This is a genomic window from Pseudomonas sp. KBN12P06040, assembly GCF_037574965.1.
Taxonomy (GTDB): domain Bacteria; phylum Pseudomonadota; class Gammaproteobacteria; order Pseudomonadales; family Pseudomonadaceae; genus Pseudomonas; species Pseudomonas aeruginosa.
This window is the reverse complement of the sequence record NZ_JBBELS010000001.1, coordinates 4,791,321-4,817,505: the sequence shown is the minus strand read 5'-3', so window position 1 is coordinate 4,817,505 and position 26,185 is coordinate 4,791,321. Positions and strand designations below refer to the sequence as shown.

The window sequence follows — 26,185 nt, the reverse complement described above, 5'->3', positions numbered from 1 at the left end:
GCCATAGCCGACACCGTTTCGCCACGGAACGGTTGACGGAAGGTACGCGATGACGGAGCGGCATTGGCAGGGCGAGGTCTGGCTGGCGCGGGACCACGCGCTGTTCGCCGGGGTCAACGGCGATACCCGCGAGCACGCGCACTATGCCCACCAGTTGCTGCTGGCGGAGACGCCGCTGCGGGTGCGCGTCGCTGGCCAGGTACTGGAGGCCCGGCGCTTGCTGGTGCCCTCGCTGCAAGCCCATCGCGTCGACGCGTCGCAGCCGTTGCTGGCGCTGTACGCCGAGCCGCTGGCGTTCGACAGCGACGACCTGCGTCAGCTTCTCGAGGACGCTCCCGGCGAGCCCGAGGCGTTGCTGGGGCGGCTTGCGCGGCTGCCTCGTCGACGGCTCGACCGCCGCGTCGAAAAGGCCCTGGCGGCGCTCGACGAGCAACTCGCGGCGCGGGTCGAGGCGGAAAGACTGGCGCGCAGCGCCAGTCTTTCGCTGAGCCAACTGGAGCGGCTGTTCGCCGTCCAGGTCGGCCTGTCGGTACGCCGCCTGGTGCTCTGGCGCCGCCTGTACCTGGCCTTCGCCCTGGCCTTGCAGGGGCGCAGCCTGACCGAGGCGGCCCATCACGCCGGCTTCGCCGACGCCGCGCACCTGTCGCGCAGCGTACGCAGCCTGCTCGGTATCCGCGCCGGCCTGTCGCTGCCGCACCTACGCCTGGCCGGCTGAACGCCCCAATCCTTCCGGCGGCTGTGGGACGTGCCTGCTGCGTGGCAGGTCGCGGAATGGCGCGAGCAACTGGCCGGCATAGTTGCGGGGATAGTCAGGCTGGTCGCCGATGCCCATGTCGGTGCTGTCCAGGCGGTAGTCGGGACGATGGAGGGCGGTGCCGAGCAGGCGGTCCCAGACGCTGAAGAACAGCGCGAAGTTGACGTCGCCGGCGCGCCCGTAGCGGATGTGGTGCAGGCGATGCAGCGGTGCCCAGGCGAACACATGGCGTAACCCGCCGATGCGCATGTCGACGTTGCTGTGTTGCAGCAGCAACTGGATGCCGATGGCGAAGGCGAGCAGCGCGGCGACCGTCTGCGGCACGCCGAGCAGCAACAGCGGCAGGGTGCCGCCGAGCGCTTCCAGGCCCAGGTGCAGGGGATGCTTCATCAGCCCGTTGAAACCGTACAGGCGCTGCACGCTATGGTGCACCGCGTGCAGCCGCCAAAGCAGCGCCGAACGGTGGCTGGCGTAGTGCACCAGGGTGATGCCGAGATCGGCCAGGACGATCGCCAGCAGCAGTTGCAGCCACAGCGGCCAGGCCTGCGGCCATACCGGCCAGAAGCCCAGGACTCCGGCCAGCAGTGGCAGGGCGAGGATGCCAAGTGCGTTCAGGCTTTCGTTGACCGACGCGTGCAGGACATCGCGCAGGCGGTCGGCGTGCGGCCGGTTCCAGCGTGGCTGGTAGGGCAGTCGTCGTTCGGCGAGAAAGGACAGGCCGAGCGCCCCGAGGAACAGGGCGACCAGCCAGGCGTGGGAAGCCTGGCGATAGCCGACCTGCCAGGTCGCCAGGCCGATGAAGCCGGACCAGAAGAGGGGCGCGTAGGCGTAGCGCAGGAAGAACTGCATGGTGGGACCTCCGGATGAATGAGGTCCCCAGCGTCGCTCGCGACAGGCCGGCGGCGCTTGAACGAACCGCGCAAGTTCTCAGTCGCGCAGCACCAGCGGCGCGCCTCCCATGTCCCCGCGACCCGGCCAGGTCTCGCGGGCCAGCCAGGCCCCACCCAGGCAGACCAGGTTGGCCAGCAGCAGGTAGCCCAGCGGCGACAGCGGATTGCCGGTGACGCCGATCAGCCAGGTCACCACGACCTGCGCGGTGCCGCCGAACGCGGCGACGCCGGTCGCATAGACCAGGGAAAAACCGGTGGAGCGCAGCGCCCGCGGGAAGCTTTCTACCAGTAGCACGATCAGCGCCGCGCCGCTCATGCCATGCAGGGCCGAGAGCAGGGCGAGGACGGTGAGGAAGACTGCCGGCTCGGGGTGACGGGTCATTGCCTGCAGTGCCGGGAACAGCACCGCGAGCAGCGCCAGGCGCGGCAGGATCAGCACGGCGCGGCGCCCGTAGCGGTCGCAGAGCACGCCGCCGAGCAACGCCGAGAGCGCCAGTGCGGCGCCGGCGACCAGCGTCGAGAGCATCGCGATGCCCGCCGGCAGGTGTAGCTCGGTAAGGGCGAAGGTGGTCATGTAGTTGAGGAAGTACTGGGTGATGGTGCTTCCGGAGAGGATCAGCAGGCCGAGCAGCAGGGCCCGCCGATGATTGCCGAACAACTCGCCGAGCAGGCTCCGGGTGCTGGCCTGGCGGCCGCGTCCGGAAAAGGTCTCGGCCAGGTTGAGGCGGATGTACAGGCCGATCGGCAGGACCAGCAGGCCGGCCGCGAAGGGAATCCGCCAGCCCCATTCCTGCAGTTGGCGCTCGTCGAGCCAGAGGGTGAGCAGGTAGCCCATCAGCCCGGCGGCGACCGCCGCGATGCCTTGCGCCACGACCTGCCAGCAGGCGTAGGTGCCGCGCTTGTGCGGCGGTGCCGCCTCGAGGATGTAGGTGGTCGCCGGCCCGGCCTCGCCGCCCCAGGCCAGGCCTTGCAGCAGGCGGGTCAACACCAGCAGCAGCGGCGCGGCCGGGCCGATGCTGTCGTAGCCGGGGAGCACCGCGATGCCGCCGGTGCCCAGCGCCATCAGGAACAGGGTAAGGAGCATCGCCGGCTTGCGCCCGGCGCGGTCGGCGTAGGCGCCGATAAGGATCGCGCCGAGGGGGCGGATGACGAAGCCGACGCCGAACGCGGTGACCGACAGGAGCAGGCTGACGAAGGCGCTGTCGGAGGGGAAGAAAGTCCGTCCGATCATCACCGCGAAGGTGGCATAGACCCCGAAGTCGAAGAATTCCACGGCGTTGCCGAGGACCACGGCAAAGACGCTGCGGCGGCTGGCCGGATCGGCGGCCGCCGGGGGACGGGTGGGGGAGCGCATGGCGAAGGCCCTCTCGGAGTGACGACTGAAACACTCAGGCCTGGAGCCGAGCGACGAGCGGCTGCCGGCTTCAGTCAGCCGGCGGCCGTGGCCAGCCGTGGATCGGACCGCGCCAGCCTTCGTAGGTCTTGCCGATGCGCAACAGCCAGGTATCGGCGAAGCGCGGCGCGACCAGTTGCAGGCCGATCGGCATGCCGGCGGCCGTGAAGCCGCAGTTTATCGAGAGCGCGGGCTGTTCGCCCATATTCCACGGCACGGTGAAGACGATGTGCTCGAACGGCCGCTGCGGATCGTTCAGCGGCGAGGCCCAGTCGGCGGGGAAGGCCTCGACCTGGTTGGTCGGCGTCAGCAGCAGGTCGATCTCGCCAAACAGCCGGGCGGCGCGCCGGCGCATCTCGAAGGTCTGGTTGAAACCGCGCACCGCATCGACCCCGCTGACCCGTGCGCCGCCCTCGGCCCAGGCGTGGACATAGGGCAGCACCCTGGCCCGCCGCGTCTCGTCGAGGAGCAGCAGTTCGCTCCACAGGCGGGCGCGCCAGAAGTCGTTCAGGCCGTCGAGCAGGCTCCGGTCCATCAGCGGTTCGACGATCCTGAGCTGGGCGCCGTGCTCCTCGAACAGCCGCGCCGCGGCCTCGATCGCGGCGCGGATTTCCGCGTCGGGCTGCAGGCCGCAGCCGGGGTCGAGTTGCAGGCCGACCCTCAGGCCGCGCACCGACAGCGGCTCGGCGCTCCAGTCCAGCACTTCCGGCGGCAGGCTGGTGGCGTCGCGGGCGTCGGGCTGCGCGAGGTAACGCATCAGCAGCAGGCAGTCGTCCATGCAGCGGGTCATCGGACCGGCGCAGCGACCGGTGTAGTAAGGGTCGATGGGGATCCGCCCGAGGCTTGGCTTGAAGCCCACCAGGCCGCACCAGCCCGCCGGCAGTCGCACCGAGCCGCCGATGTCGGTGCCCAGGTGCAGCGGTCCGTAGCCGGCGGCGGCCGCCGCTGCCGCGCCCGAACTGGAGCCGCCGGTATTGTTGGCCAGGTTCCAGGGATTGCGGGTGACTCCGTGGAAGCTGGAGAGGCCGGATGAAAGCATGCCGAAGTCCGGAACCGTAGTCTTGGCCAGGACGATCGCGCCGGCTTCGCGCAGCCGAGCGGCCGGCGGCGCGTCGCAGGTCGCGGGTTGCAGGGCGGTGGCGGCGCTGCCCAATGGGATAGGTTCGCCAGCGGTCGCGATCAGCTCCTTGATGGTTACCGGCAGCCCGTCCAGCGGGCCTTTGGGCTGTCCCTTGCGCCAACGCTCGGTGGCCGCCGCGGCCTGTTCGCGAATCCGTTGCGGGTCGAAGCGATACAGCGCGTTGAGATGCGGTTCCCAGCGCTGGATGTGGGCCAGCAGATGCTCGTAGTACTCGCTGGGCGAGAGTTCCCGGCGGGCGAACAGTGCCAGCAGGCGGGTTCCCGGAAGGTCGTGCAGCGCGGTCATTCAAGCTCCCTCGAAGAACGGCCGCGGGCGTCAAGCGGCCGGCCTACCCGTTGTCGGGCGGCGATTCGAAACCAAGGTGTATCGGGGAGGTATAGCCCATGACCGGCGATCGTTCCCGCCGGGGAATCAGCCCTTGCGTTGCTCGATGTAGCGCAGGAAGGCTGTCATGTCGGTACTGCACAGGGTCCGGGCGACCTGCTTCACCTCGTCCACCGGCCAGTCCCACCAGGACGAAGCCAGCAGGGCTTCGCGGATGTCTTCCTCGAAGCGCCAGCGGATCTGCCGGGCCGGGTTGCCGCCGACGATGGCGAATGGCGGCACGTCGCGGGTCACCACCGCGCCGGCGGCGACTACCGCACCATGCCCGATGGTGACCCCGGAGAGGATCAGCGCGTTCGTGCAGATCCAACAGTCGCTACCGATGACCACGTCGCCGCGGGTCGTGGTGCTGTCAGGGATGTCGGCGACCTCATCGATCATCTTCGGGAAGGGGTAGGTGGTGAGCCAGTCGGTATGGTGCTCGCCGCCGAGGAGGATCTTCACGCCGGCAGCGATCGAGGTGTAGGCGCCGATCCTTAGGGTGGCCTTGTCGCCGAACTCGGTGACCTCCGGGATCCCGTAGGTGCCCACGCCGACCTCGTAATGTGGGTAGGCAAGACGGATCTTCTCCGGGGCCTTGAAGATCTTTTCCCAGCCACGGAAGTACTTCCGCTCTTTGCGTTTTTTCAGTTTTTCCAGGAATTTCATCGAATTACCTTGCCACCTTGGAGTCCGCGGGGCTCAGGTGGTCTCGTGATGGAGAAGGAAGCGCTTCAACCGGCGGAAGGTGGTGCGGTTCCACTGCCGCAGCGGCAGCGAGCGGAGCAGTTGCCAGGCATGCCGCTTGTCCGCGACCACGGCGTATTTCAGGGCCTTGTTGACCAGTTCCGTGCGGCCGCGCTCGTAGGCGGGATGCGACTGGTAGGGCTCGATGGTGCGCAGGTCGGCATCGAGCAGCACCTTGTAGCGCCGCGACAGGTTGTCGGGGTGGCGCCGGTAGCGAGTGACCAGCACCGGCAGCTTGTGGATCTGGTAGCCCTGGCTGGCGATGCGCAGGGTCATCTGGAAGTCCTGCACCTTGATCTCGGGATCGTAGAAGCCGGCTGCGCGCAGGGCCTCCATGCGGTACAGGGACACCGGGTCGCCGCAAACGTAGGCGTTGCCGAGCAGGTAGTCGAAGTCCAGCTGGCGGATGCGATTGCCGTTCTGCCGCTTGGTTTCCTGGCCTTCGCTGTCGATGTAGATCACCAGGGCGCCGACGCAGCCGACTTCCGAGTGCTGGTCGAGGTACGCGGCGCGCACGCTCAACGAGTGTGGCAGCATGATGTCGTCCAGGTCCGGCGTGGCTACGTAGTCGCCGCGGGCGTGTCGCAGGCCGAAGTTCAGCGCTGCGCTGACGCCCTGGTTCTGCTGGCGGTAGAGCTGGAAACCGTGGACTTTCTGCAACTGCTCCAGCATGGCGTAGCTGTTGTCGGTGGAACCGTCGTCGACGATGATCACTTCGAAATTCGGGTAGTCCTGCTCGTAGATGCTGCGCAGGGCTTCTTCCAGGTACTTTTCCGCGTTGAAGCAGGGCGCTACGACGGATACCAGCGGGGCGTCCGTCGTGCCTGAGTGCTTGCTGGAAGTGGCTTCTTCAATCATGTGTCGTTCTTGTCACTCGTCTTGCCCGGTAGCCGTTCCAGGAGGCCGCCGGTCATGAAGTCCTGCGATCGTTCCGGCAATCGTTGCTCGGCACGGGCTGGCGGAAACACAGCGTTTCGTTCCGCCGGTACGGTCGCTGGAGTGGCTCTGGCACGCATGCCTGGATGGCCAGGCATCGCGACAGTACACCGTTGGAAGCATAGAGGGTAGGCCATCGGGCCCGAGAAAAATCCTCGACCTCCTTCGTCCAACCGTCAGGCCGAGGCCTGGCGCTGTTTCCAGTGCTGGTACAAGGCGGGGATATCCCCAGTACACAGCAGTGGCATGGCTGCCTCGATATCGGCCAGTGGCCAGTCCCACCAGGCCATTTCCAGCAGGTTCTGGATATCGCCATCGGAAAAGCGCTTACGAATGGTCCGGGCCGGGTTACCGCCGACGATGGCATAGGGCTCGACATCGCCGGTCACCAGCGCGCGGCTGCCGATGATGGCTCCGTGGCCGACCCGTACGCCGGGCATGAACATCGCCTCGGTACCGATCCAGACTTCATGGCCGATCAGCGTGTCGCCCGCTGGCTGATAGCCGTTCACGGCGCCGGCGAAGGCAGGCTCTTCGTGCATGAAGTGGAAGGGAAAGGTCGATGCCCATTCGGCGCGGTGTCCCTGGTTGCCGGCCATGATGAAGGCGGCGCCACTGCCGATCGAACAGAAACTGCCGATGACCAGCTTGTCCACGTCGTCGCGGTCCGGCATCAGGTAGCGGGCGCAGTCGTCGAAGGAATGCCCGTGATAGTAGCCGGAGTAGTAGCTGTAGCGCCCCACCCGAATGTTTGGGTTGCTGACCTGTTCCGAGAGCAGCTTGCCCCTGAAGGGGCTCTCGAAATAGTTGCCCATGACCGTCGTCCCTGTCCGTCGAAACCGCCAAGGGTAGCGCCTGGCGGGATAGCGGGCCAGCCTGGCGTGACGGCTGGCAGCCGCATCGGCGTTCAGCAGGCCGGACTGCTGAACGGCCAGGCCTGGAAAGGCTCCGAATAGTGCCTGCCGTGACGGAAGGCGAAGGGGAGTGCGTTGGCTTGTTGGTGCAGTTCCTCATTGTCGACGTTGAGGCAAAGCATCTGGATGTCCTGTGCCACCAGCAGCCGGTTCAGGTACTCGATGCTCTTGCGCTGGCGCAGGTTACGCGTCAGCGGGCCGGGGGCAAGCAGGCGCGCGTCCAGGCCCAGGTAATCGCAGAGGCCGGCGTCGACCTCGGCGAAGCACTGGCGAGCGTCGGTATCGATGCGTTGCGGGTGCAGCGCGATGCGCACGCCGCTGTCGCGTAGCCGGGCGAGGGACGCCAGGTACTCCGCCGAGGCGGGTTCCTGCTCGTCGATGGCCAGCAGCAGGCAGAGTTCGACCTGGTGCTGCTGCAATTGCCTGGCCGAGGCCAGGATCCGCTCGCAGACCCCGGCGTTGCCCAGGCTGCTGGCATGCAGGGGAATGAAGTTCTTGCCGAGCAGTTCGAGGTCGGTGTTGTGCCGGTGCACGCACAGGAGGCGCGCCAGCAGGTGCTTGACCGCCGCCTCGGCAAGCAGCGGCGGTGCGCCGGAAAGGAAGGCCGACAGGTCGACGCGCTGGCGCCGTTCGCGCAGGGAGAGCTTGCTGCCGACCAACGCGCCGTTCCTCGCATAGATGCCATGGGCGAAGAGCTCGAATCCGTCGTTCGCATCACGGTTGCCGAGGCAGAGCCATTTCAATGGCGGGGGCGTTCTGTCTGTCGCAGTCATAAGTGATGGCTCTATGGGCAAATCTCGCCAAGGCGCTCGGGCATGGAGCCCGCACGCAGGGTTGAGGGGTATCTAGCGGAGACGACCCTACCTCCCACGAATCAAGGTCTTTCGTCGGAAAACCCAGGGGGCAGGGAGGAGATCGGCTCGGCAATCGGCCGCCGAGGGTACTTCCGGTGTCGCCGCCAGGCCTGGTTGGTGGCGGCTTTTTCTCTGGTCTGTGCAGTGGTTCCGCTGTTACCGATTTTTCCGAGTGCGTTTGTGTTGCGGCATCGTTCGTTGGCGTCAGTCGGCGCCGATGCTGTCGATGAAGCCCTGGATCAGCGGCGAGGCTTGCTGTTTGCGCCAGACGAAATGGATATCGCTGGAGTCCAGGCCGGCTACCGGTTCGGCATGGAAACCCCGTCGCGTGGAGGGCATGCGTGCAACGAAGCTCTCCGGCACGCAGGCGAAGCCGAGACCGGCCTCGATGCAGGCGAAGAGGCTCGGGTAGGACTCGATTTCCAGGGTCGCACGCGGCTGGATACCGCTCTCCGCCAGCCAGCGGTCGACCTGGCGGCGGTAGTGGCAAGTGTGGCCGAACACATAGAGTTCGAGGCCGGCGAGGTCCTCGGGAGTGGGCGCCGGCAGGTCGGCGGGAGTGACTCGCAACAGGCGCTCGCGGAAGGCCAGGCGGCTGGCCAGCAACGGGTGTTCGATGGGGCCGTCGGTGACGATCAGGTCCAGCTCTCCTTCCATCAGCAGACGCTCGAGCAGCAGCGAATGCTCCGGGCGGATGTGCAGTTCAACGCCCGGCGACTCGCGGCGGTAGCGGGCCAGGCGCTGGGGCAGGTGATTGGCCAGGGCCACGTCCAGCGCGCCGACCCGTAGCGCGCCGTGCGCCTGGTCGCCGGCGAACAGCGCGGCGGTCTCGTCGGCCAGCGCCAGCAGGCGCCGGGCGTGGCGGTACAACAGGCGGCCCTCGGGGGTGACCAGCAGGCGGTTCCTTTCGCGGTTGAACAGGGCTACGCCGAGTTGTCCTTCGAGTTCGCGCAAGCGGGTAGTGATGTTCGACGGCACGCAATGCAACTGTTCGGCCGCGGCTGCGATGGTGCCGCGTTCGACCACCGCGCAGAAGAATCCGAGTTGGGAGAGTTTCACATCATTCTCTTTAAGTGAGCGATTTGCTGATTATTGATTACTTTTAATGAGTGGAAGGCCACCCTAGCATGGACCTCGCGATCGCTTCCAACCCCATTTCACGAGGAAAGATTCCATGACCTACCACGTACTGGTTCAGTTCGACGTTCCCTCCGACAAGCGCGAAGCGTTCGCCGCGGCAGGCCTGTTCGATGCCAATGGCTCGTTGCAGAACGAGCCGGGCACCCTGCGCTTCGAGGTGATCCGCGACGAGAACAACCGCAACCGCTTCTACCTCGACGAGGTGTACGAAGACGAGGCGGCGTTCCTCCAGCATTGCCGCAACGAAACCATCGCGCGCTTCTATGAACTGATCGACAGCTATGCCTTCGGTCCGCTTTTCCTGTTCAAGGGCTACCGCGTCGAGGGTTGATTCCCGCTCCGGCGGCTCGCCGCCGGACTCCACGGAGAATTTCCATGCGAATCCTGCACAGCATGCTCCGCGTGGCCGATCTCGAGGCCGCGCTGGAGTTCTACACCCGCGCCCTGGACATGCGTCTGCTACGGCGCCGGGACTATCCCGAAGGCCGCTTCACCCTGGCCTTCGTCGGCTACCAGGACGAGCGCGCGGCCGCTGCCCTGGAGTTGACCCACAACTGGGACCGGGACGGCTACAGCCAGGGCGACGGCTACGGCCACCTAGCCATCGAGGTCGAGGATGCCGCCGTCACCTGCGCCCGGGCCAGGGCGCTGGGCTATCGGGTCACCCGCGAGGCCGGGCCGATGCAGCACGGACGCAGCGTGATCGCCTTCCTCGAAGACCCGGACGGCTACAAGGTGGAACTGATCCAGAAGGGCACCCAGTTCGATTGAGCCCGCGACCAGCGGGCGACATAGCGGCTGCTGTCGTTCCGGCTCAGCCGCTGGCGTCGAATGCGGCGTGGAAGGCCACTATTCCTCGCGCCATGCGCCCGCTGAAGGACTGTGCCTGGAAGTATTCGGCGGGAACGCCGAGCAACGCCAGGCCGCTTTTCACCCGAAAGCCGAAGCGCGAGTAGTAGGTCGGTTCGCCCAGTACCACGCAGCCGCCCGCGGGCAGCATGCGCAGCTCGGCGAGCAGGCGCCGGACCAACTGCGAACCGAGGCCCTGGTGCTGCCGCTCGGGCGCCACCGATAGCGGCGCGAGGCCGTACCAGTCGCCCGCTTCGCCATCGATGGTCACTGGTGAGGCAGCGATATGGCCGATCACCTGGCCGTTCGCTTCGGCCACCAGCGAAAACGTCAGCGCGCCGGCACGGCGCAGGGCGTCGATGATGTACTGCTCGGTATGGCTGCTGTGCGTTTCGTTGCGGAATGCGGCTTCGGTCAGGCGAGCGATGGCGTCGATGTCGCCGGGCGTTTCCGCACGGATGGAAATATTCATGCAAGCACTCCTCGGAACCCCCGCCTTGTCCCGGCGAGGGCAATGGAAAAGAAAGGGGGTCAGCGATTGTCCGCCTGCGGGCGCACGGCTTTCAGCCCGGCCATGGATATCCGGTAGGGCCTGCCCTGGCGGGAGTGGACCAGGCCCTTGTTCTTCAGCCTGGAGAACACCGCCAGGGTGCAGTCGAGCAGCAGGTGGCCGTCGCGGTTGTAGCACTCGACGCGGGTGATCTTGCCCGAAGCGTCGCGAAGGAAGGCGATATGGCCGCCCTGGGCCAAGGCGTGAAGCGTCCGTTGTTCCGGCTTGGAAACGTTCATGTCGGTAGAACCTGTAATCATCGGTGTGACAACGCGGCCGCACTGCGCGAAAAGGCGCGTGCGAGCCATGGCGAAGGCAGATAACCGGCGACACCTCGTGCGGGATGACGAAGTGGCGGTTATCGGATGACTACTATCTCCAACATGCAAGCCTCGGATCGGGGAGGGCGCAGCCACGAAAGCGTGCTGCGATGCGGCAGTCTAACGAAGCTGGCGAAGCGACGGCAAGGAACTGCCTGCGTCGCCATGCCGCTGTGCGACGCTTGCGCCTTTGTGAGGGAGTTCGCCTCGCCCCGCGGCGGTCCGCGCTTTCATTATCGGGGGAGGCGGGAGGTATCCATGTTTCGCACGGCGCTGACGCTGTTCATGTCTTCGTTGGCAATTCCTGCCCTCGCCTCGATGAGATGCGGCACGCATCTGGTGGACGAGGGCGACAGCGTCGAGCAAGTCCTGGAAAGGTGCGGGCAACCGCTGAGCAGGATCGTCAACGAGCCTGCCCTGCGCAACAACGGCGTGCCCAAGTTGAATGCCGCACGCACCGAATTCTGGGTGTATGGCCCCAGTGGAGGCGTCTACCGACACTTGCGCTTCATCGATGGCAAGCTGGTCGAGATTCGGCTCGAGCGGAAGTGATACGAGGCTGTTGAGGAGTTATTCCTACAGATAATTACTAATTCGCTGCGGAACACCGTGAAAGAGCGCTGAGCGAGAAGACGAGCCGGGTGCGGGCCCAGGTGGATGCGTCTTCCGTCGTGTAGGAATTGCCCGATATCGGGCGGCGGGGCGGAAGGTTGCGGGCCACCCCGATCGCATACCTGAAAAGTTGGCGGCGTAATCTCCGCGATTTTCAGGCGAGGGCGCGTCATGTTGAAGTTATTGGTCGTGGTTGCTTCCCTGTTCATCGGCGGAGGCATGGCCATGGAAGAACCCCGGGGGGCGGATGGGTTTTCCGCTGTCGCAGCGGTCGATCCGGGAGCGAACCCCGAAGCGCAACTGGACGAGGAGCCTCAGGAGGTCAGCGAAGCGCCGGCCTATCGCGTGGATGACCTCACCTTCCTGTACCTCACCCATGAGGTCTATCTGGAACCCTACGTTTCCTGCCGTCCGAAAGTCCTGGGCGAACGTTCGTACGTCGCATGCTGGAACGAAACCTATTCCGGCCGCTCACCGCTGAACTTCTGGGAATACGACGGGGGTGACTTCCTCGCCCTCAACGACCCGGCACGTGTGTTGGCCGAGGGAAAGTTCGCCAGCGAGCAGCACATCGGCGAAGCGCCCCTGCCGCTGCCTCTGGATATCGATCTGGACCAGTTGGAGCGGGCCTACTCGCTGATGATGTAAGGAAGAGGAACCTTCCGGCTGCGCCTCCGCCGAAATCCATGGGGCGCTTCCGATCTTTCCCGGGCTTTACGCGGTAAAGCCTGAAAACAGAAAGCCCCTGGCACTGGTTGGTGTCAGGGGCCTTTGCATTGGGATCTGGAGCGGGCGAAGGGAATCGAACCCTCTAAAACAGGGTTTTGAAGCGTTCCGATACGTTCCAATGCCACTGTTCTCGCTGTTTAGATGTTTCACTCCGTAGCTCTTCGTGCCATTGATTTCGACAAATTTTCGACAGGTGTCTGAACTGGCGAGGCCATGGCTGGTGTGGGCGCTTGTTTGACCGATCAGTTAGGTGCATTTCCTCGTATTGTCTCTTGGAGTTGGTGATTGGATTGCGCGAGATAATCCAGAAGAAGTAAAGAATTTGATATAAGTTCGATGGAGCGATCTGGAGCAAGCCACCGATCATTGAATTTGCCTCCGTGGTAAAGATTGTTACGGACGCGTCGTATATGTGCAAAGAGCGTTTGAGGCGAGCGCTCATCGTTTCCAACTTCTCGCCACTCGGCCATACCATTAACCCATACTTGTCGCTTAGGTGGGTTTTGAAACAAATATTCAACCGCACCAGCTATATTCGCGTCCTGTTCTCCAAGTAGCACGACGCCAACCTCGTTGGAAAATCTGTCCCAGTCTGCTTCTGCTGCGTCGTTTCGACTTGCTCGTCCGTAGCCCATGGCTTTCAGCGCGTACTCAAACTGAGCGAATATTTTGAAGAACCGAAAGGCGAGATGGTCGAGATGCTCGTGCATTTGGGTGTGCTTTAACGTTTGGTCAAAGGGTGAGCTTTAGCTTGCCTCAGAGAGAAAGGCGAACGGTTTGATCCGGCTGTTGGACAAGAAAAGGGGACAGACTTATTTTCCTAATCTAAGCGTCCGCTCTTGGCCGATTTTTGTCCGTTATGATCGGTAGGAACTGACCAGAAGTGGACTGTTTCTCGCCTAGTATATCCATATTTTTGGTTTTGTATTGGTTTCTCAAAAATAAGTTGCCTTGATTTTAATTAAATTATCCCATTGGATTGAAGCTGCTCGCTGCAGTACAGTAACGCGTCTTCATTCGATCACTTCTTGCTTTGCGGTCATTGTCATAACGCGCACGCCATATTCTGCATTGTTCATGGAAATGCTGCTTGGCAGCTTTACGACATTCTCGGTAGTCGATTGATCCGCGTCGGTGATTGGCGCAGACAGTGGGGCTATCTATGTAATTGTTAACGGAGAGCCATTCTGCTAGGTAGTTTGTGCCGCCATTCCAACTTTTTATCCATTTGGAAGTTTTGTCGTGGCTTACCCAGTTGGCTTGGTGTTGCTGTGTTTTCTGTGGCCCTGTTACTACTCGATGGATTGCTGATGGTGTGTAGATGTTGGCCGGTTTTTGGGGTGTATAGTTTCTATCATTGAATACGTTCTGAGCACTTACTATGGCCCTCGACTTTTCTTCTTCCGTCCAATGGATCGATGCATGTGACTGAGGCGGATTGCTGGACTGGTATGTATGCTGATGCTTAGGTGGGGCCACTGGAGCGGATCGTAGCTTTACATTCTCTTCTGACTCGTTATTAGACTGTGGCGCCGGTGGCTGGCCGAGCAGCGGTTTGCCGTCTATATGAATCGCTTGCTTGAGTTGGTCAACGTCGATCACAATTGGCTTGGCAAACAACGTAATTACAGTCCAAGCAATTGCGGAGCCCACACTCAGGATGGCCGCCACTCGCCATGGACCGGGCTTTTTCTTGCTGCGTAGATAGTCCGGTGCGTCGTCCCTGTCGGTTTTCATGTTGCCTCCTTGAATTGGCTTTATTTTTCTGCAAGTTTCTTGAAGTGCTTTACAAGCCCCACAACTGAAGCCTTATCAAAGAAACCAGCAGTCCGAGTCGACTCTAATACAGGCCATTTGGTGTAAGCCTCCGCCATAGACAAAAGATGCACCACCTTTACCGGAACAACTGAAACAGCAATAGATATATATCTATCCCTTTGAGCCTCTGGACAAAACTCCAAAATCATCTTAAATATCGAGCAGTAAGCCTGAACCAACTCATATATTACGTTATGATGACTCTCATCAAGACGCTCAAACTCGGCTATTACATCTTTAGACTCGGCAGATGCCCGCTCAAGTCTCTCAGATACGTATGTTATACCCTCATGCCCCAGAAACTCTTTGTTGTGACCAACTCTAATAACAAATCGCCCATACGTATTTGCTGCGATTTCTGTAAACACAAAAAATAAAGAGTCAAATTGCTTTAACCCTTCCGTCTCCTGCTGCTTTAATAAAGCATCTCGCGCCTCCAAAGCTTGCCGCTCTGCGTTATCTAGAGATCTATTTTGGCTATCAAGGCTTTTAATAAGAAGGTAAATGGTGGTAAAAGTCAGAACCGGATTCAGTATCCCGCCAACATAGTCACCAAAAGCGCCCCAAACCGACTGATCACTAGAAAGCCCCGAGTTAAAGCTTCCAAAGTAAAAAGAAAGCGCCACCACTAAAATGACGCTTGGAACTAACAGCGGAAGGACTTTCATTTAACAGAGTGCAAGCGATAGTGTTTGACTCGACCATCACGAGAGCTAACCCTAGTCACCTCTGCACTTACAGGGGTAAACACATCGTTAGCCAAGTCTTTCAAGCTTGCAGCAAGCACTTGCTTCGCTCGCTGAGAAATAACACCCTTATACGGTGAAAAACTTATTGACTCCGCTTCATCATCAATAATGAAGCGCCCCGTTCCAGTTCGAGCATTGAACCGACTAACCCCCATGGTAATGGTTTCTCTGGTTGGGCTTGTTATAGATGTAGTTAAAAAATCGTGCGTGCGCTCATTGAAGCCAACCAAAGGAGTTCTAGCTTTAGAAAGAACCATTTGATAGCCCTGCCCGTATACTGGCATATGAAGTCTTTTCAGTGGCCCCTCTAAGCGCTCCACCAATTCTTCACCATTTTCCATGTAGCTTCTAAACCAGCGTTTAGCAGAGGCGCTTTGAAGTGAGGATTTATACCCTAGAGGAAGAGCCAAGTGTATTGCAAGTAACTCCACATACGCATCAATCCCTATATAGTTAATCGTACTAAGAGACTCTGAGGTATTAAATTCAACTTCAAACTTCTGGATAAAAGATCCTGTGTGTGAATTTTTAAAATCCACACTAAACCCTTTTACCGCAGTAGTTTGTGTTTTTACTTCATTATGAAGTATGGCATGCGTTGTTATTGAGACAACCTCAGAGAGAGCCTCGAGTGCATTTGCACCATAATACATTCCCAGTTTTGTAAAACGACTTGCCCCACTATCAACTTTAAGACTAAAAGGAATCTTCATCAGACCGCCCTCTCCTTTTGGGCATACCAACGCTTAGCTGCTTTTTTAGTAATTGCTATCCCGCGCTTTGATTGGGCAAGTTTGAATTAGCCTCTTCATATGCAGGGCTTGTCTGTCCTACCTCAGGTGCAACCTGCCCACTTGCTATCCATAAGGCATAATTTGGATAGAGCCTCACTAGCACCTCAACTTCTTCAGTGCTGATTCTGGCTTTTCGATGACGCAGATTCTTCCATCGACTCCAAGTGATATCAGATTGCCTTACTAGCTCGTCAAGCCCAGCCTTATATATTAATGCTATAGCTCTATCTTGAATTGATTCCATATTGATCTATAAAATCAACAGTTCAATATTTGAACTCCAAATCTGAACTGATAGACTCCGTCATGAGTTCAATAATTACACCGTATATTTGCCCCTCGGTGTTACTGAAACGAATAGTGACGGAATGAGCATGGAACTGGAAGAGCTTAACCCCAGCGCCCTGATAGGGCCGCAACAGGATGTGGAGTCCATCGAACGGTGGGCGGAGCGCAACGGCATTAGCTATGGCACTGCCCGCGCCTGGGTTTACCGGGGTGTGCTGCCGTCCGTGAAGCTTGGAAAGCTGCGCATGGTGAATAGCGCGCTGCTGCGCAACTGGCTGTTGGAACAGGAGTGGACGGCATGAGCCGCGCTGATCCGCAATTCAAGCTCCGTATGCCTCCAGCTCTTCGCGCTCGGGTTGAACAGGCTGCCAAGGCCTCTATGCGTTCCCTGAATGCCGAACTGGTCTTCCGTGTTGAGCAGAGCTTTGAAGGCGCTGATGAGGTAGCGCGCGTTCTGTCGAGCAACCCGATTAACGCCTTGTTGGGCTTCCTTGAGGGCTATCTGCTGCACGCGGCAGAGCATCCCAGCGAACCCTTCGACCGCGCCCTGATGCTGATCGATGGCCTCATGGACGCCGGCTACCTCTCCCAGCCGGAAGAATCCTATCTGACCGACCTGCGGGTTGAGGCTCTCGCCTGGGGTCGTGCTCGCCAAGATAAGGAGGAAGCTGACCATGTCGTCTCCGAATTACTTGCGCCAAACCCACGCCCCGGACTGCGCCTGCTCTGTGTGCTGGTCCGCAAGGCAGGCCATCCCATTGCACAACCCGTCGCCGTGTCCGGACTGCCGGCCCCCTGGGCTGCCCTATCTGGAAGGTGGCCGCTGGCTCTGCCGTCCCCGTTCCTTCTGCGCGAAACACGACCCGTCCCGGCGTCCGCCGAAGTACTGGCACGTTGTGTACGACAGCGGGAAGCCCACGCCCTTTGTGCCCGTGCGCGAAGCATTCCAATTGGAGGGCTGACCCATGCTCGCTAAGACCCTGAAAGCGCTGCTCCTGCTCTGCTTGATCCAAGCCGCCCGCACCGTGGCCGATCCGGTCAAGGGCCGCGCTCCCGGCTCGTCGGAACAGCCTCACCGTTCCGGCGAACGGAAGCACGGGCGCAGCGCACCCTTGAACGCCTCCCCCCTGAAACAGCCTCTGCTTGGGAGTGTGGGGCAGCTCCTCCGCCCCGCGCTCCCGAGCCCTCGGCGGCAAGAGCGGGATGACAAGGGCAGAGCCCTTGGTGTTGCTCTGCGGGTTCCAAGGGGAAGCGTTCCCCTTGGCTGTCGGAGACGACGTTGCGATAGGGACCGTTACTCGAATGGGCTGAGACGAACACCCGTGGTTGGCTTGGTTCGCTAGCGAATAGAGCCCGGCCCGAAGGGATCGCCCACACATCACTTTCACCCAACACCGCTGAATGAAGGCGAAACAGCCGAATTTGCAGCAGCGGGACAACTCACGCCGAAAAAGGCGAATTGAAGGAGAAACACCGATGAACATGTTTGCAACCCAAGGCGGCGTCGTCGAACTGTGGGTCACCAAGACCGACACCTATACCTCGACCAAGACCGGGGAAATCTACGCCTCGGTCCAGTCCATCGCCCCGATCCCGGAAGGTGCCCGTGGCAACGCCAAGGGCTTCGAGATCAGCGAATACAACATCGAGCCGACCCTGCTGGACGCCATCGTCTTCGAAGGCCAGCCGGTGCTCTGCAAGTTCGCCAGCGTGGTCCGCCCGACCCAAGACCGTTTCGGTCGGATCACCAATACCCAAGTCCTTGTGGATCTGTTGGCGGTGGGCGGCAAGCCGATGGCGCCGACCGCCCAAGCCCCGGCCCGCCCGCAAGCACAGGCCCAAGCCCCGCGCCCGGCCCAGCAGCCGCAGGGCCAGGACAAACAAGACAAGTCCCCGGACGCCAAGGCGTAAGCCGTAGGAGGCCGCGATGCTCCGCTATCTCTCGCTGTTCGCGGTAGGTCTGGCCACCGGCTACGCCTGGGGCTGGATCGACGGCCTAGCGGCCTCCCTGGCTGTTTGAGGACTGATCGCTATGTCAGGCGTTGTCGCTGTGCAGGTGTGTACCGCGTGGACCTCGACCCCCGAGGGCTTCACGGCGTGTCGCGAACTCGCATGGCAACAGGCCTACCTGATTCCGCCCGAGGCTGCTGGATACGTGGACATCCTGGTCAACGGTGGTTTCTCCCCGGAAGCCTTCGGCATCGGTGCCGCTGGCGTCCTGGGATCGTTCGTGACGGGGCTTTTGATTGGCTGGGTCGCGTCACTTCTTCGTAAAGCCAAGTAGAGAGGAAACACCATGAAAGCAATGAAGCAACGCATCGCCAAGTTCAGCCCGATCGCCTCGTTCCGCAACCTGTGCATCGCCGGTTCCGTCACTGCCGCGACTTCGCTGCCGGCCTTCGCCGGGGTGATCGACACCAGCGCGGTGGAATCGGCGATCACCGATGGGCAGGGCGATATGAAGGCCATTGGCGGCTACATCGTCGGCGCCCTGGTGATCCTGGCCGTCGCCGGCCTGATCTACAGCATGTTGCGCAAGGCGTAACGGGTGCTCTGGTCGGTGTGGTTGGGGGCGTTCTTCGCCGGCGCCTTCATCACCGGGTACCGGACCGGCGAATTCTTCTAACCGAACAGACCGAGGCGGAAGCCCCCTCCGGAGTTTCCGGCAGGGGGCTTTTTCATGGGTGACTGGATGAGTAACAACGCACGTTCCGGCCTTGGCCGACTTCTTCCGCTGCTGGGCCTGCTGGTCTCGTTGCTGTGGCATTCCTTGGCGAGCGCGGACTTCTACCAATGGAAGATTTCCATCCCCGGAAAGCCCACGGCCTTCTTTCCATCCTATACGGCGGCGTGCCAGTACTACTTCGATAACACGTCGGCCAACTGGCTAAAGGAAATCAACAAACTGAGCTACAAGGAAGTTCAGTGCAATGTTTCGGGTACTGGCGGAATCACCTGGCAGACGTCGGCTACCATCTTGACTGGCGATAGCTGTCCTCCAGAGCAAGAACTCGATCCGGCCGACGGTGCCTGCAAGCCGCCACCCGAAGAGTGCAAGGAAGGCGAACTGTTTCCGGCCAAGGGCCCGGACTCGCCTGTTGTCACCTCGGGCGGGCGGAACTATGTCGGCGACGGCGGCGCACCGAGCGCCTGTTATCAAAGCTGCGAGTACGGCGGCAACCCCAGCCCGGCCAGTTGCTATCTGGTCAAAGGCTCCACCACCACCGGCTTCTGCAATTACATCCTCAAGGGCACCGGACAGAATTGCGGTGCCGATTCCTACACCTTCGCGCAGACCGGCGACTCGCTGAACCCGCCCGACACCCCGAACACCGATCCTTCCGACCCGAACGACCCCGGCTGCCCGCCCGGCTGGTCGTGGTCGGGGACTACCTGCGTCAAGACCCCGACCGATCCCACGGATCCAACCGACCCAACCACGCCGGGCGGTGACGGCGGCGGCGATGGCAATGGCGGTGGAGACAACAACGGCGGCGGCAACGACGGCGGCACCGGCAATGGCGGCGACGGCAGCGGGGGAGGGGACGGCAACGGCGGGGGCGATGGTAGCGGCGACGGTGACGGCAGCGGCACGGGCGGCGATGGCAACGGCACCTGCGACCCGGCGAAAGAGAACTGCTCCACCGGCCCCGAAGGCCCCGGCGGCGAACTCAAGGAACCCACGCCCGGCACCTGGGATGACGCCATCGCCACCTGGGAAAAGAAGGTCGAGGAAGCCAAGAAAGAACTCAAGACCAAGGTGAAGGCCAACGTCGACCAGATGAAGGGGGCCTTCGACCTCAACCTGGCGGAAGGCGGCGGGCAACTGCCCTGCGAGTCCATGACCATTTGGGGCAAGTCCTACTCCCTCTGTATCTCCGACTACGCCGGCCAACTCTCCAGCCTGCGCGTGGCGCTGCTGCTAATGGCCGCGCTGATCGCCGCCCTCATTCTGCTGAAGGACTGACCCTATGGAATGGCTCTCCGGTTTTCTCGATCAGATCATCGCCTTCTTCCAGTGGATCTGGGATTTCTTCGCCCAAGGCATCTATGACTTCGTGCGCGACGGCCTGGTGGTCGCCACCAAGGCGTCGATGTACGCCGCGCTCCAGACCCTGATCCTGCTGATCGATGTCAGCTACACCGCCGCCCGCGAACTGATCGACAGCCTCGGCGTGCCGCAGATGATCCGCAGCATGTACGCCGCGCTACCGGGTCCGATTGCGGCGGGTCTGGCCTTCTTCGGCGTGCCGCAGGCGCTGAACATCATCATGGTCGCGGCGGCGACGCGCTTCTGCATGCGCTTCGTGCCGTTCATTGGGAGGTGATCCGTGTCGATCAAGATCCACCACGGCCCCAATGGCTCCTACAAGACCTCCGGCGCGATCCAGGATGACGCCGTGCCCGCGCTGAAAGACGGGCGGGTGATCATCACCAACGTGCGCGGCTTCACCCTGGAGCGGGCCTATCAGGTCTTCCCGGACCTGCCCAACACGGCGGAAATCATCAACCTCGATCTGGAGTCGCTGGAAGACCTCGAAAAGATGCGCACGTGGTTCCAGTGGGCGCCCCGCGGGGCCTTCCTGATCTTCGACGAAACCCAACTGCTGTTTCCCAAGTCCTGGCGGGAAAAAGACCTCGAACGCTTCGACTACCCCGGTGGACCGGAAGCGGCCCACGCGGCCGACCGCCCCATGGGCTGGCTCGACGCCTGGACCCGGCACCGGCATTTCAACTGGGACATTGTCCTCACCACGCCGAACATCTCCTACATCCGCGACGACATCCGCATGACCTGCGAGATGGCCTACAAGCATTCCAACCTCGCGGTGATCGGCATCCCTGGCCGCTACAAGGAGGCCCAGCATGACGCCCAACTCAACCGTCCGCCCGCCGATGGCACCATCATCGAATACAAGCGAATCCGAAAGCAGACCTTCGCCCTCTACCAGTCCACGGCCACCGGCAAGACCCAAGACACCAAGGCGGGCAAGAGCCTCTTCCGGTCGCCTAAGCTGGTTCTTCTACTGGCATTGCTGGCCGGCACTATTGGCTTTGTCTGGTATATGGGGCCTCTGCGCACGATTGGCGCTCCGGCTGCTGCGACACCTGCCGACGCTCCTGGCGACCCTGCTCAAGCCCCTGCTGCGCCCGCTGCTGTGGCTGCTCCAGCGCGTCCTGCTGCGAATAGCTTTCTTCCTCCTGGGCTTGTACCTGATGGGCCTGCTGCTGCGCCTGTTGATCTGAACGCCCATCCCTTCGCCGATCGGCGGATCTCCATCCTTGCCCACGCCTACCGCAAGTCGCGGGGCGATATCTACCTGTTCGCCCTGGAGGATCCCACGGGCCGGCGCCTGGAACTCACCAGTTGGCAACTGATCGGCTCCGGCTACCGGGTGACGCCCAAGGGCGAGTGCGTCGTAGAGCTTCGCTATGAGGACTGGAAACAGACCGTCACCTGTGCCGGGAGGCAGGCCGGCGCGGTGGCCAGCATCGCTCCGGCAGCGCCTGTCGCCGCGTCCGCAGACGCACCGGCCAGGGGCCAGTCGCCGCTGACCATCGTCCCCGATTCCGAATACGCCTCGCGGCCCTGGAGGCAGAAATGATCGATTGGGAATTCCTCGTTCCGGTGGCGATGGGCTGGGCGCTGCATCACTGGTGGACGGTGATGACGGCGCTAGCGGCGGTAGGGGTGCCGCCATGAGGGGCGGGCCGCGCCGCCGGCCGGGAGCGCAAGGCATGAGCGATAGGCCGAAGGCGCGGCCGACGCCCCTGTAACACGTCAGATAAGCCACCTATTGCGGTTTCAATTCGTACCAATTTGGATCGTTAAAGATGAAGAAAATCAGCCATCAAATTCGCGTCAGTATTGAGTCGGACGGTCAGGTCTTGGAAAGCCCGAAAGGGCGGTTGTTCTTCGACGACACCACGGCTCAATTCACCGATCTGTCAGGCGTGCGCATTCTGCGTTGCGGCGTGGATACGGTGCGGCAGTTGTACAACGGCAAGCTCCGGCCGGAAGTCATGGCGCTGTTTGACCTGTCGGTGGATGTGGTCGAGTTCGCCGGCTACGAATGGTCCAAGGGCCGTATCGGTCGCGACTCTGGCTATCAGTACCGCCTGCAGAACGCTGAAATGGGTCTGATCCTGCTGATCAAGAATCACAACATCAAGGTCGATACCATTGGCTCGCACCTCAAGATCGAGGTATCGCCTCACGCCCTCGATGGCGCCGATCCGCGCATCCTCCAGGGCGTGCTGGATGATTTGGCCGCTGCCGTGCTGAGTCACTGCGAAACCAACCAAGCCGCTGTGCATATCGCCTTGGACGTGCAGGGCTGGAAACCGCCTCGCGATCTGGTGGACCGCATGCATTGCCGCTCGCGTCGGGTGCGACAAATCAGTGGTATCGAGCGGATCGAATTCGACGGCAACGCCTCGGTCTACGGGCGTGGCGAGACGTACATGTTCGGCTCGGCCAACGGCCTGCAACTGTCGATCTATAACAAGACCCTCCAGGCTCGGGCCACCGACAAGCTCGACTATTGGGAAAGCGTGTGGGCGACCCTGAACGGCGATCCGTTCGGCGATGGCGACCCGGCCTATAACCCCCTGGAAACGGTGTGGCGGATCGAGTTTCGCTATCACCACTCCATCGTCCAGCAGTTCTCCGAAGGCTCGCGCATGGCTTCGGGAGAGGTCATCGGCTGCCGCACCTATGAGGGGCTTTGCCCGCACCTGCAAGGACTGTGGAACTACGCCTGCGAAAGCTTCAAGCTGCTGAGCCGGACGGCGGTCTACGATCCGTTCTGGAGCCTGATCAGCCAGGACGCCCGCGTCCAGGTCGAGTGCGATCCGCTGATCGAGCGCACCGAGTATCGGCGCTATTACAAGACCGCCAAGGGCTTTAGCGGGCGTAACTGCGAGATGTTTCTCGGCCAGTTCGTGAGCCTGATCGCGCGGGAGCGTGTCCCGGCAAAAAAGGCTATTGAGTCCGCCCGTAAACTGGAGTTCTGGCACGTTATCGAAGACCACTATCTCGCCAAGGGTTGGACTCGTCGCGATCTGGAAAGGCACATACACAAGCTGATGTGTGATCGGTATCTGCGGCGGGGGTATGCCGTCTAATGTCGATCACCAAGCTCCCCGATGGCCGTTGGTTCGTCGATGTAGAACCGATCAAGGGCAAGCGCTTTCGCAAGCGGTTCAAGACCAAGATGGAGGCGCAGCAATTCGAGGCCACCGCGCGTCAGAAGTGTGCGGAAAACCCCTGCTGGACGCTCAGGCCGAAGGACCGTCGGCGTCTCTCGGAGTTGGTCGAACTCTGGTATGAACTGCACGGCCAGACCCTGAGCAACGGGCATCGTTGCGTGGCGATTCTGCGGTTGGTGGCAAAGGACCTGGGCGACCCGGTCGCTGTCTCCCTGGAGCCCGCGAAAGTGGCTCGGTTGCGTAGCCGGCAGATAGCCAATGGCATGTCGGGCAAGACCGCGAATAACCGTCTTGGCTACCTCAAGTCCATGTACAACGAATTGCGTCAACTCGGCGTCATTGACTATGAGAATCCGGTAGGGCGCATGCGGCCGCTCAAGCTTCAGGAAAGACTGCTGTCGTACCTGACCAAGCATCAGGTGTCCGAACTGCTTACGGCCCTGGATGCGCGCACCACGTCGCCACATCCGAAGATGGTCGCTCGTATCTGCCTCGCGACAGGGGCTCGATGGGGTGAGGCTCAGGCGCTGACGCCGGAACGTCTGAAAGGTAATACGGTGATCTTTGCCAACACCAAGTCCAAGCGTGTGCGCTCGGTGCCGATCTCGGAAGAATTGGGCGCCGACCTTCGCCGGCATTGGCAGATCCACGGGCCGTTCACGAACTGCCTTGGCGTGTTCCGCCTGGTGCTGCTGTCGACCTCGATCAAGCTGCCGAAGGGGCAGGCCAGCCACGTACTGCGCCACACGTTCGCCAGTCACTTCATCATGAACGGCGGGCACATCGTGACCCTACAACACATCCTGGGGCACGCCTCGTTGTCGATGACGATGCGATATGCGCACCTCTCCCAAGACCACCTATCTGAGGCTGTTCGATTCAACCCGCTCATAGGTTGAAGGCTGCGGGGGTCGACAGAGGGAAAGAAAAATAGACTTGAGGTGGTTCAAATTCGGTCTGAATTCGGATTATGATGTTGGAGCCGACGGTAGACAGACTGCCGACGCGCGAATCCCACTCGTCGCCTGGATATGGAGCGTGGTGGAGTTCGAACACCGTAGAACCTGAGTTCCAGACCTTAAGTGTTCCCACAGCAATGGAGGTACCGGCTCATGCGAGTCGAGACAATTAGTTATTTGAAACGTCATGCGGCTGACCTGGATTTATCCGAGCCAATGGTCGTCACGCAGAACGGTGTTCCTGCCTATGTGGTTGAGTCATATGCTGAGCGGAAGCAGCGCGATGAAGCAATTGCGCTGGTGAAGTTGCTTGCGATTGGCTCCCGCCAGTACGCAGAAGGCAAGCATCGCTCTGTTGATGATTTGAAAGCTCGCCTTTCCAGGAGGTTCGCTCAGCCAGAATAAGGAGGTTTAATGTCCCCGGTCGTCATTCGTTTTACTGATACCGCAGAGCAAAGCATCGAAGACCAAGTCCACCACTTGGCTCCATTCCAAGGTGAACAGGCTGCACTCCAGTCAGTACTGAGCCTTTTGGATGAGATTGAAGAGAAGATTTCACTTGCACCTAAAGGTTACCCAGTCAGCCAGCAGGCGAGTCTTCTGGGGGTGCTGAGCTATCGCGAGCTTAATACCGGCCCCTATCGTGTTTTTTACGAATTCCACGAAGAGCAAGGCGAGGCGGCAGTGATCTTGGTTTTGCGACAGAAGCAGAGCGTTGAGCAGCAATTGATCCGCTACTGCTTGGTGGGGCCAATCGAGTGATGGCTTTCTACTCCTGAGCATGTAGCGCTGAATGCGCCTCGACACTTCTTCGACACCTTTCCTTCCCCCAAAAAGCAAAGCCCCCGAAACGCTAGGCATTTCAGGGGCTTGGCAGGGTGATTTGGAGCGGGCGAAGGGAATCGAACCCTCGTCATGAGCTTGGGAAGCTCAGGTAATGCCATTATACGACGCCCGCTCGGACGGCTTTTGCGGCCAGGGCGCCTTTTTACCAGATGCGCGGCGGCAGGTGAAGCCCGGGGCGGGGTTTTTGTTGATTTCGCTGGGTTTTTCCGCCAGGGGAGCGGGGCTCCCCGTGGCGGTGGCGGTTAGCTGGCGAGGGCGGCGAGGGGGACGCTGGCGCCGTTGGGCTGGGGGCGGTAGATCGGGTTGAGCGGCTGCGTGCGCTGCGGGCGGAGGAAGGCCAGCAGGGCGTCCTGGGTCTGTTGCCAGGCGGCCTTGTGCTCGACGTCGATGAAGTGGCCGGCATTGCGGATGGTGTGAAATTCCGCGCCGCGGATCAGTTGGCCGAACTGGCGGGCTTCGTGGGGCGTGGTGTAGATGTCCAGCTCGCCGTTCATGAACAGCACCGGGATCTCGATGCCGGCGAAGCTCTCGGTATAGCTATCGGCGTTCAGGCGCAGCACTTCGCGGATATGGAAGTGCATCTGGTGGTATTCGTGCTCGTCCAGGCTGCTGACGTGGCGGAAGTTGTAGCGCTTGAACAACTGCGGCAGGTAGCGGCCGATGGTTTCGTTGACCAGGTTGCCGACCTGGGTGCGATCGCAGGCGGCGAGGTAGTCGAGGCCGCGATGCAGGTAGTCGAGCATGGCCGGGTTGAGCTGAGGCGAGAATGAGTTGACCACCGCCCTGCGGATCCGTCCGGGACGCTGCGCCAGGGCCAGCAGGGTGGCGACGCCGCCCCACGAGAACGACATCACCACGTCGGCGCGGAAGCGTTCGATCAGTTCCAGCAGGATCCTGGCCTCGCATTCCTTGCTGATCGGCGTGCGGTTTTCGTTATGGGGTTTGGACTGGCCGGCATACGGCTGGTCGTAGAGCACCACGTTGTAATGCGGCTGCAGGTACTTCACGGTCTGGGCGAAGGACGCTGTGGTCGACAGCGAGCCGTTGACCAGGATGATGGTCTGCTGCGCCGAGGGGTTGCCGTAGAACTCGGTGTGAATCCTGTATTGCCCGTGGATCTCGATGATGGCTGTTTCCGGCCTCATGTCGCTTCCTCCTGGAATCGTTCGATGGGAACGCGGCGACCTGCTTGTCGCGGCGAATACAAAATGCTCATGGGCAGATGAAAGCGCCTCCCAATGACAGTTGAATGTCATTCGGATGGATTTAATAAACTTTTAATTTTCAACGACTTACAGGCAAATAGAGTTCGTCCGAAACCCTTTCG

The 26,185-nt window shown here is 61.4% G+C and carries 33 protein-coding genes, 1 tRNA gene and 1 pseudogene; 18 read left to right on the top strand and 17 right to left on the bottom strand.

Annotated features, from left to right (window positions below; translation table 11 throughout):
- Positions 1-49: 49 nt before the first annotated feature.
- Positions 50-715, top strand: coding sequence for a helix-turn-helix transcriptional regulator (locus VQ067_RS22725; RefSeq protein WP_003085387.1), 666 nt, complete (start codon positions 50-52; stop codon positions 713-715).
- Here the strand turns inward: VQ067_RS22725 and VQ067_RS22720 are convergent.
- The 8 genes from VQ067_RS22720 to VQ067_RS22685 form a co-directional block, all read right to left on the bottom strand.
- Entirely contained in the window at positions 698-1,603 is a 906-nt protein-coding gene (locus tag VQ067_RS22720) for a sterol desaturase family protein (protein WP_033990860.1), read from the bottom strand. The two genes, VQ067_RS22725 and VQ067_RS22720, sit on opposite strands and share 18 nt — an antisense overlap.
- A 78-nt stretch (positions 1,604-1,681) precedes the next feature.
- Positions 1,682-2,998 (bottom strand): citrate-proton symporter, encoded by a 1,317-nt coding sequence (locus VQ067_RS22715; protein ID WP_033990859.1) that lies wholly within the window; start codon positions 2,996-2,998, stop codon positions 1,682-1,684.
- Positions 2,999-3,068: 70 nt separating this feature from the next.
- Positions 3,069-4,463 carry an amidase gene (locus tag VQ067_RS22710; protein WP_003085396.1) on the bottom strand — a complete coding sequence of 465 codons (1,395 nt, stop codon included), beginning with the start codon at positions 4,461-4,463 and terminating at the stop codon, positions 3,069-3,071.
- A gap of 126 nt (positions 4,464-4,589) precedes the next feature.
- Positions 4,590-5,210, bottom strand: a complete 621-nt coding sequence (locus VQ067_RS22705; protein WP_003085401.1) for a CatB-related O-acetyltransferase — start codon at positions 5,208-5,210, stop codon at positions 4,590-4,592.
- 33 nt (positions 5,211-5,243) lie between these two features.
- Positions 5,244-6,146, bottom strand: coding sequence for an alpha-1,6-rhamnosyltransferase (migA, locus tag VQ067_RS22700; RefSeq protein WP_340080917.1), 903 nt, complete (start codon positions 6,144-6,146; stop codon positions 5,244-5,246).
- A 254-nt stretch (positions 6,147-6,400) separates the two neighbouring features.
- The gene (gene catB / locus VQ067_RS22695) at positions 6,401-7,039 is read right to left on the bottom strand and encodes a type B chloramphenicol O-acetyltransferase (protein ID WP_019485091.1); all 639 of its coding nucleotides are present in this window, start codon (positions 7,037-7,039) and stop codon (positions 6,401-6,403) included.
- A gap of 92 nt (positions 7,040-7,131) precedes the next feature.
- On the bottom strand, positions 7,132-7,911 hold the full coding sequence (gene toxR / locus VQ067_RS22690; RefSeq protein ID WP_003120800.1) for a toxA transcriptional regulator ToxR: 780 nt from the start codon (positions 7,909-7,911) through the stop codon (positions 7,132-7,134).
- Positions 7,912-8,196: 285 nt separating this feature from the next.
- Positions 8,197-9,051 carry a LysR family transcriptional regulator gene (locus VQ067_RS22685; RefSeq protein WP_014603585.1) on the bottom strand — a complete coding sequence of 285 codons (855 nt, stop codon included), beginning with the start codon at positions 9,049-9,051 and terminating at the stop codon, positions 8,197-8,199.
- A 115-nt stretch (positions 9,052-9,166) separates the two neighbouring features.
- Here VQ067_RS22685 and VQ067_RS22680 point away from each other — a divergent pair, with 115 nt between their 5' ends.
- Entirely contained in the window at positions 9,167-9,463 is a 297-nt protein-coding gene (locus tag VQ067_RS22680) for a putative quinol monooxygenase (RefSeq protein ID WP_003085421.1), read from the top strand.
- 44 nt (positions 9,464-9,507) lie between these two features.
- Positions 9,508-9,903, top strand: coding sequence for a lactoylglutathione lyase (gene gloA / locus VQ067_RS22675; protein ID WP_019485089.1), 396 nt, complete (start codon positions 9,508-9,510; stop codon positions 9,901-9,903).
- A 43-nt stretch (positions 9,904-9,946) separates the two neighbouring features.
- Here gloA and VQ067_RS22670 read toward each other — a convergent pair whose 3' ends face one another.
- A complete protein-coding gene (locus VQ067_RS22670; protein ID WP_023096064.1) occupies positions 9,947-10,453 on the bottom strand; it encodes a GNAT family N-acetyltransferase in 507 nt (168 codons plus the stop codon).
- Positions 10,454-10,512: 59 nt separating this feature from the next.
- The gene (locus tag VQ067_RS22665; protein ID WP_003085431.1) at positions 10,513-10,770 is read right to left on the bottom strand and encodes a YjhX family toxin; all 258 of its coding nucleotides are present in this window, start codon (positions 10,768-10,770) and stop codon (positions 10,513-10,515) included.
- A 339-nt stretch (positions 10,771-11,109) separates the two neighbouring features.
- On the opposite strand from VQ067_RS22665, the gene VQ067_RS22660 reads away from it, so the two are divergent.
- The gene (locus VQ067_RS22660) at positions 11,110-11,403 is read left to right on the top strand and encodes a DUF2845 domain-containing protein (RefSeq protein ID WP_003085435.1); all 294 of its coding nucleotides are present in this window, start codon (positions 11,110-11,112) and stop codon (positions 11,401-11,403) included.
- A gap of 231 nt (positions 11,404-11,634) precedes the next feature.
- A complete protein-coding gene (locus VQ067_RS22655; RefSeq protein ID WP_003085438.1) occupies positions 11,635-12,111 on the top strand; it encodes a hypothetical protein in 477 nt (158 codons plus the stop codon).
- Between the two features lie 323 nt (positions 12,112-12,434).
- Here the strand turns inward: VQ067_RS22655 and VQ067_RS22650 are convergent, their stop codons facing one another.
- From VQ067_RS22650 to VQ067_RS22630, 5 genes are all read right to left on the bottom strand, one after another.
- Entirely contained in the window at positions 12,435-12,902 is a 468-nt protein-coding gene (locus VQ067_RS22650; RefSeq protein WP_125093624.1) for a hypothetical protein, read from the bottom strand.
- Between the two features lie 256 nt (positions 12,903-13,158).
- Positions 13,159-13,929, bottom strand: a complete 771-nt coding sequence (locus VQ067_RS22645; protein ID WP_071534860.1) for a hypothetical protein — start codon at positions 13,927-13,929, stop codon at positions 13,159-13,161.
- Positions 13,930-13,949: 20 nt separating this feature from the next.
- Positions 13,950-14,678, bottom strand: coding sequence for a hypothetical protein (locus tag VQ067_RS22640; protein WP_126071378.1), 729 nt, complete (start codon positions 14,676-14,678; stop codon positions 13,950-13,952).
- Positions 14,675-15,472, bottom strand: a complete 798-nt coding sequence (locus VQ067_RS22635) for a hypothetical protein (RefSeq protein WP_125093622.1) — start codon at positions 15,470-15,472, stop codon at positions 14,675-14,677. Before VQ067_RS22635 ends, VQ067_RS22640 begins: the two co-directional genes overlap by 4 nt.
- Positions 15,473-15,527: 55 nt before the next feature.
- Positions 15,528-15,797: a hypothetical protein gene (locus VQ067_RS22630; RefSeq protein ID WP_071534861.1), complete on the bottom strand. Its 270-nt coding sequence runs from the start codon at positions 15,795-15,797 to the stop codon at positions 15,528-15,530.
- A gap of 130 nt (positions 15,798-15,927) precedes the next feature.
- On the opposite strand from VQ067_RS22630, the gene VQ067_RS22625 reads away from it, so the two are divergent.
- The 13 genes and pseudogenes from VQ067_RS22625 to VQ067_RS22565 all read left to right on the top strand — a co-directional run bounded on the left by VQ067_RS22625 (position 15,928) and on the right by VQ067_RS22565 (position 24,774).
- Complete coding sequence (locus VQ067_RS22625; protein ID WP_016852068.1) at positions 15,928-16,143, top strand: hypothetical protein; 216 nt, start codon at positions 15,928-15,930, stop codon at positions 16,141-16,143.
- Positions 16,140-16,259: pseudogene (locus VQ067_RS22620) on the top strand (Arc family DNA-binding protein); the annotation flags it as partial. The gene VQ067_RS22625 and the pseudogene VQ067_RS22620, both read left to right, overlap by 4 nt.
- Before the next feature lie 256 nt (positions 16,260-16,515).
- Complete coding sequence (gene pflM / locus VQ067_RS22615) at positions 16,516-16,803, top strand: lysogeny maintenance protein PflM (protein WP_052150385.1); 288 nt, start codon at positions 16,516-16,518, stop codon at positions 16,801-16,803.
- A gap of 514 nt (positions 16,804-17,317) precedes the next feature.
- Positions 17,318-17,752 (top strand): hypothetical protein, encoded by a 435-nt coding sequence (locus VQ067_RS22610; protein WP_003140508.1) that lies wholly within the window; start codon positions 17,318-17,320, stop codon positions 17,750-17,752.
- Between the two features lie 121 nt (positions 17,753-17,873).
- Positions 17,874-18,125, top strand: a complete 252-nt coding sequence (locus VQ067_RS22605; RefSeq protein WP_033964688.1) for a hypothetical protein — start codon at positions 17,874-17,876, stop codon at positions 18,123-18,125.
- Positions 18,126-18,137: 12 nt separating this feature from the next.
- Positions 18,138-18,386, top strand: a complete 249-nt coding sequence (locus VQ067_RS22600) for a major capsid protein (RefSeq protein WP_033990857.1) — start codon at positions 18,138-18,140, stop codon at positions 18,384-18,386.
- A 135-nt stretch (positions 18,387-18,521) separates the two neighbouring features.
- Positions 18,522-19,808, top strand: coding sequence for an attachment protein (locus tag VQ067_RS22595; RefSeq protein WP_371032312.1), 1,287 nt, complete (start codon positions 18,522-18,524; stop codon positions 19,806-19,808).
- 4 nt (positions 19,809-19,812) lie between these two features.
- Positions 19,813-20,169 carry a DUF2523 family protein gene (locus VQ067_RS22590; RefSeq protein ID WP_003114150.1) on the top strand — a complete coding sequence of 119 codons (357 nt, stop codon included), beginning with the start codon at positions 19,813-19,815 and terminating at the stop codon, positions 20,167-20,169.
- A 3-nt stretch (positions 20,170-20,172) separates the two neighbouring features.
- Positions 20,173-21,447 (top strand): zonular occludens toxin domain-containing protein, encoded by a 1,275-nt coding sequence (locus VQ067_RS22585; RefSeq protein ID WP_033990855.1) that lies wholly within the window; start codon positions 20,173-20,175, stop codon positions 21,445-21,447.
- 229 nt (positions 21,448-21,676) lie between these two features.
- The gene (locus tag VQ067_RS22580; protein WP_033990854.1) at positions 21,677-22,969 is read left to right on the top strand and encodes a hypothetical protein; all 1,293 of its coding nucleotides are present in this window, start codon (positions 21,677-21,679) and stop codon (positions 22,967-22,969) included.
- Positions 22,969-23,952 (top strand): phage integrase, encoded by a 984-nt coding sequence (locus VQ067_RS22575; protein WP_033990852.1) that lies wholly within the window; start codon positions 22,969-22,971, stop codon positions 23,950-23,952. Before VQ067_RS22580 ends, VQ067_RS22575 begins: the two co-directional genes overlap by 1 nt.
- A gap of 213 nt (positions 23,953-24,165) precedes the next feature.
- Complete coding sequence (locus VQ067_RS22570; protein ID WP_003114155.1) at positions 24,166-24,417, top strand: type II toxin-antitoxin system Phd/YefM family antitoxin; 252 nt, start codon at positions 24,166-24,168, stop codon at positions 24,415-24,417.
- A gap of 9 nt (positions 24,418-24,426) precedes the next feature.
- Positions 24,427-24,774: a type II toxin-antitoxin system RelE/ParE family toxin gene (locus VQ067_RS22565; RefSeq protein WP_019486378.1), complete on the top strand. Its 348-nt coding sequence runs from the start codon at positions 24,427-24,429 to the stop codon at positions 24,772-24,774.
- Between the two features lie 122 nt (positions 24,775-24,896).
- Here VQ067_RS22565 and VQ067_RS22560 read toward each other — a convergent pair.
- Positions 24,897-24,970, bottom strand: a tRNA-Gly gene (locus VQ067_RS22560).
- Between the two features lie 130 nt (positions 24,971-25,100).
- Positions 25,101-26,003 (bottom strand): (R)-3-hydroxydecanoyl-ACP:CoA transacylase, encoded by a 903-nt coding sequence (gene phaG / locus VQ067_RS22555; protein WP_003085447.1) that lies wholly within the window; start codon positions 26,001-26,003, stop codon positions 25,101-25,103.
- Between the last annotated feature and the right edge of the window lie 182 nt (positions 26,004-26,185).

Excerpts from the sequence above, each read along its gene's own strand:
- VQ067_RS22645 (WP_071534860.1), bottom strand. The coding sequence starts at position 13,929 with ATGAAAACCGACAGGGACGACGCACCGGACTATCTACGCAGCAAGAAA.
- VQ067_RS22655 (WP_003085438.1), top strand. The coding sequence starts at position 11,635 with ATGTTGAAGTTATTGGTCGTGGTTGCTTCCCTGTTCATCGGCGGAGGC.
- VQ067_RS22575 (WP_033990852.1), top strand. The coding sequence starts at position 22,969 with ATGTCGATCACCAAGCTCCCCGATGGCCGTTGGTTCGTCGATGTAGAA.
- VQ067_RS22610 (WP_003140508.1), top strand. The coding sequence starts at position 17,318 with ATGAACATGTTTGCAACCCAAGGCGGCGTCGTCGAACTGTGGGTCACC.
- VQ067_RS22595 (WP_371032312.1), top strand. The coding sequence starts at position 18,522 with ATGGGTGACTGGATGAGTAACAACGCACGTTCCGGCCTTGGCCGACTT.
- VQ067_RS22625 (WP_016852068.1), top strand. The coding sequence starts at position 15,928 with ATGGAACTGGAAGAGCTTAACCCCAGCGCCCTGATAGGGCCGCAACAG.
- migA (WP_340080917.1), bottom strand. The coding sequence starts at position 6,146 with ATGATTGAAGAAGCCACTTCCAGCAAGCACTCAGGCACGACGGACGCC.
- VQ067_RS22670 (WP_023096064.1), bottom strand. The coding sequence starts at position 10,453 with ATGAATATTTCCATCCGTGCGGAAACGCCCGGCGACATCGACGCCATC.
- VQ067_RS22715 (WP_033990859.1), bottom strand. The coding sequence starts at position 2,998 with ATGCGCTCCCCCACCCGTCCCCCGGCGGCCGCCGATCCGGCCAGCCGC.
- VQ067_RS22565 (WP_019486378.1), top strand. The coding sequence starts at position 24,427 with ATGTCCCCGGTCGTCATTCGTTTTACTGATACCGCAGAGCAAAGCATC.
- toxR (WP_003120800.1), bottom strand. The coding sequence starts at position 7,911 with ATGACTGCGACAGACAGAACGCCCCCGCCATTGAAATGGCTCTGCCTC.
- VQ067_RS22630 (WP_071534861.1), bottom strand. The coding sequence starts at position 15,797 with ATGGAATCAATTCAAGATAGAGCTATAGCATTAATATATAAGGCTGGG.
- VQ067_RS22660 (WP_003085435.1), top strand. The coding sequence starts at position 11,110 with ATGTTTCGCACGGCGCTGACGCTGTTCATGTCTTCGTTGGCAATTCCT.
- VQ067_RS22635 (WP_125093622.1), bottom strand. The coding sequence starts at position 15,472 with ATGAAGATTCCTTTTAGTCTTAAAGTTGATAGTGGGGCAAGTCGTTTT.
- VQ067_RS22725 (WP_003085387.1), top strand. The coding sequence starts at position 50 with ATGACGGAGCGGCATTGGCAGGGCGAGGTCTGGCTGGCGCGGGACCAC.
- VQ067_RS22650 (WP_125093624.1), bottom strand. The coding sequence starts at position 12,902 with ATGCACGAGCATCTCGACCATCTCGCCTTTCGGTTCTTCAAAATATTC.
- VQ067_RS22710 (WP_003085396.1), bottom strand. The coding sequence starts at position 4,463 with ATGACCGCGCTGCACGACCTTCCGGGAACCCGCCTGCTGGCACTGTTC.
- gloA (WP_019485089.1), top strand. The coding sequence starts at position 9,508 with ATGCGAATCCTGCACAGCATGCTCCGCGTGGCCGATCTCGAGGCCGCG.
- VQ067_RS22580 (WP_033990854.1), top strand. The coding sequence starts at position 21,677 with ATGAAGAAAATCAGCCATCAAATTCGCGTCAGTATTGAGTCGGACGGT.
- VQ067_RS22720 (WP_033990860.1), bottom strand. The coding sequence starts at position 1,603 with ATGCAGTTCTTCCTGCGCTACGCCTACGCGCCCCTCTTCTGGTCCGGC.
- VQ067_RS22640 (WP_126071378.1), bottom strand. The coding sequence starts at position 14,678 with ATGAAAGTCCTTCCGCTGTTAGTTCCAAGCGTCATTTTAGTGGTGGCG.
- catB (WP_019485091.1), bottom strand. The coding sequence starts at position 7,039 with ATGGGCAACTATTTCGAGAGCCCCTTCAGGGGCAAGCTGCTCTCGGAA.
- phaG (WP_003085447.1), bottom strand. The coding sequence starts at position 26,003 with ATGAGGCCGGAAACAGCCATCATCGAGATCCACGGGCAATACAGGATT.
- VQ067_RS22605 (WP_033964688.1), top strand. The coding sequence starts at position 17,874 with ATGTCAGGCGTTGTCGCTGTGCAGGTGTGTACCGCGTGGACCTCGACC.
- pflM (WP_052150385.1), top strand. The coding sequence starts at position 16,516 with ATGTCGTCTCCGAATTACTTGCGCCAAACCCACGCCCCGGACTGCGCC.
- VQ067_RS22600 (WP_033990857.1), top strand. The coding sequence starts at position 18,138 with ATGAAAGCAATGAAGCAACGCATCGCCAAGTTCAGCCCGATCGCCTCG.
- VQ067_RS22705 (WP_003085401.1), bottom strand. The coding sequence starts at position 5,210 with ATGAAATTCCTGGAAAAACTGAAAAAACGCAAAGAGCGGAAGTACTTC.
- VQ067_RS22590 (WP_003114150.1), top strand. The coding sequence starts at position 19,813 with ATGGAATGGCTCTCCGGTTTTCTCGATCAGATCATCGCCTTCTTCCAG.
- VQ067_RS22570 (WP_003114155.1), top strand. The coding sequence starts at position 24,166 with ATGCGAGTCGAGACAATTAGTTATTTGAAACGTCATGCGGCTGACCTG.
- VQ067_RS22665 (WP_003085431.1), bottom strand. The coding sequence starts at position 10,770 with ATGAACGTTTCCAAGCCGGAACAACGGACGCTTCACGCCTTGGCCCAG.
- VQ067_RS22680 (WP_003085421.1), top strand. The coding sequence starts at position 9,167 with ATGACCTACCACGTACTGGTTCAGTTCGACGTTCCCTCCGACAAGCGC.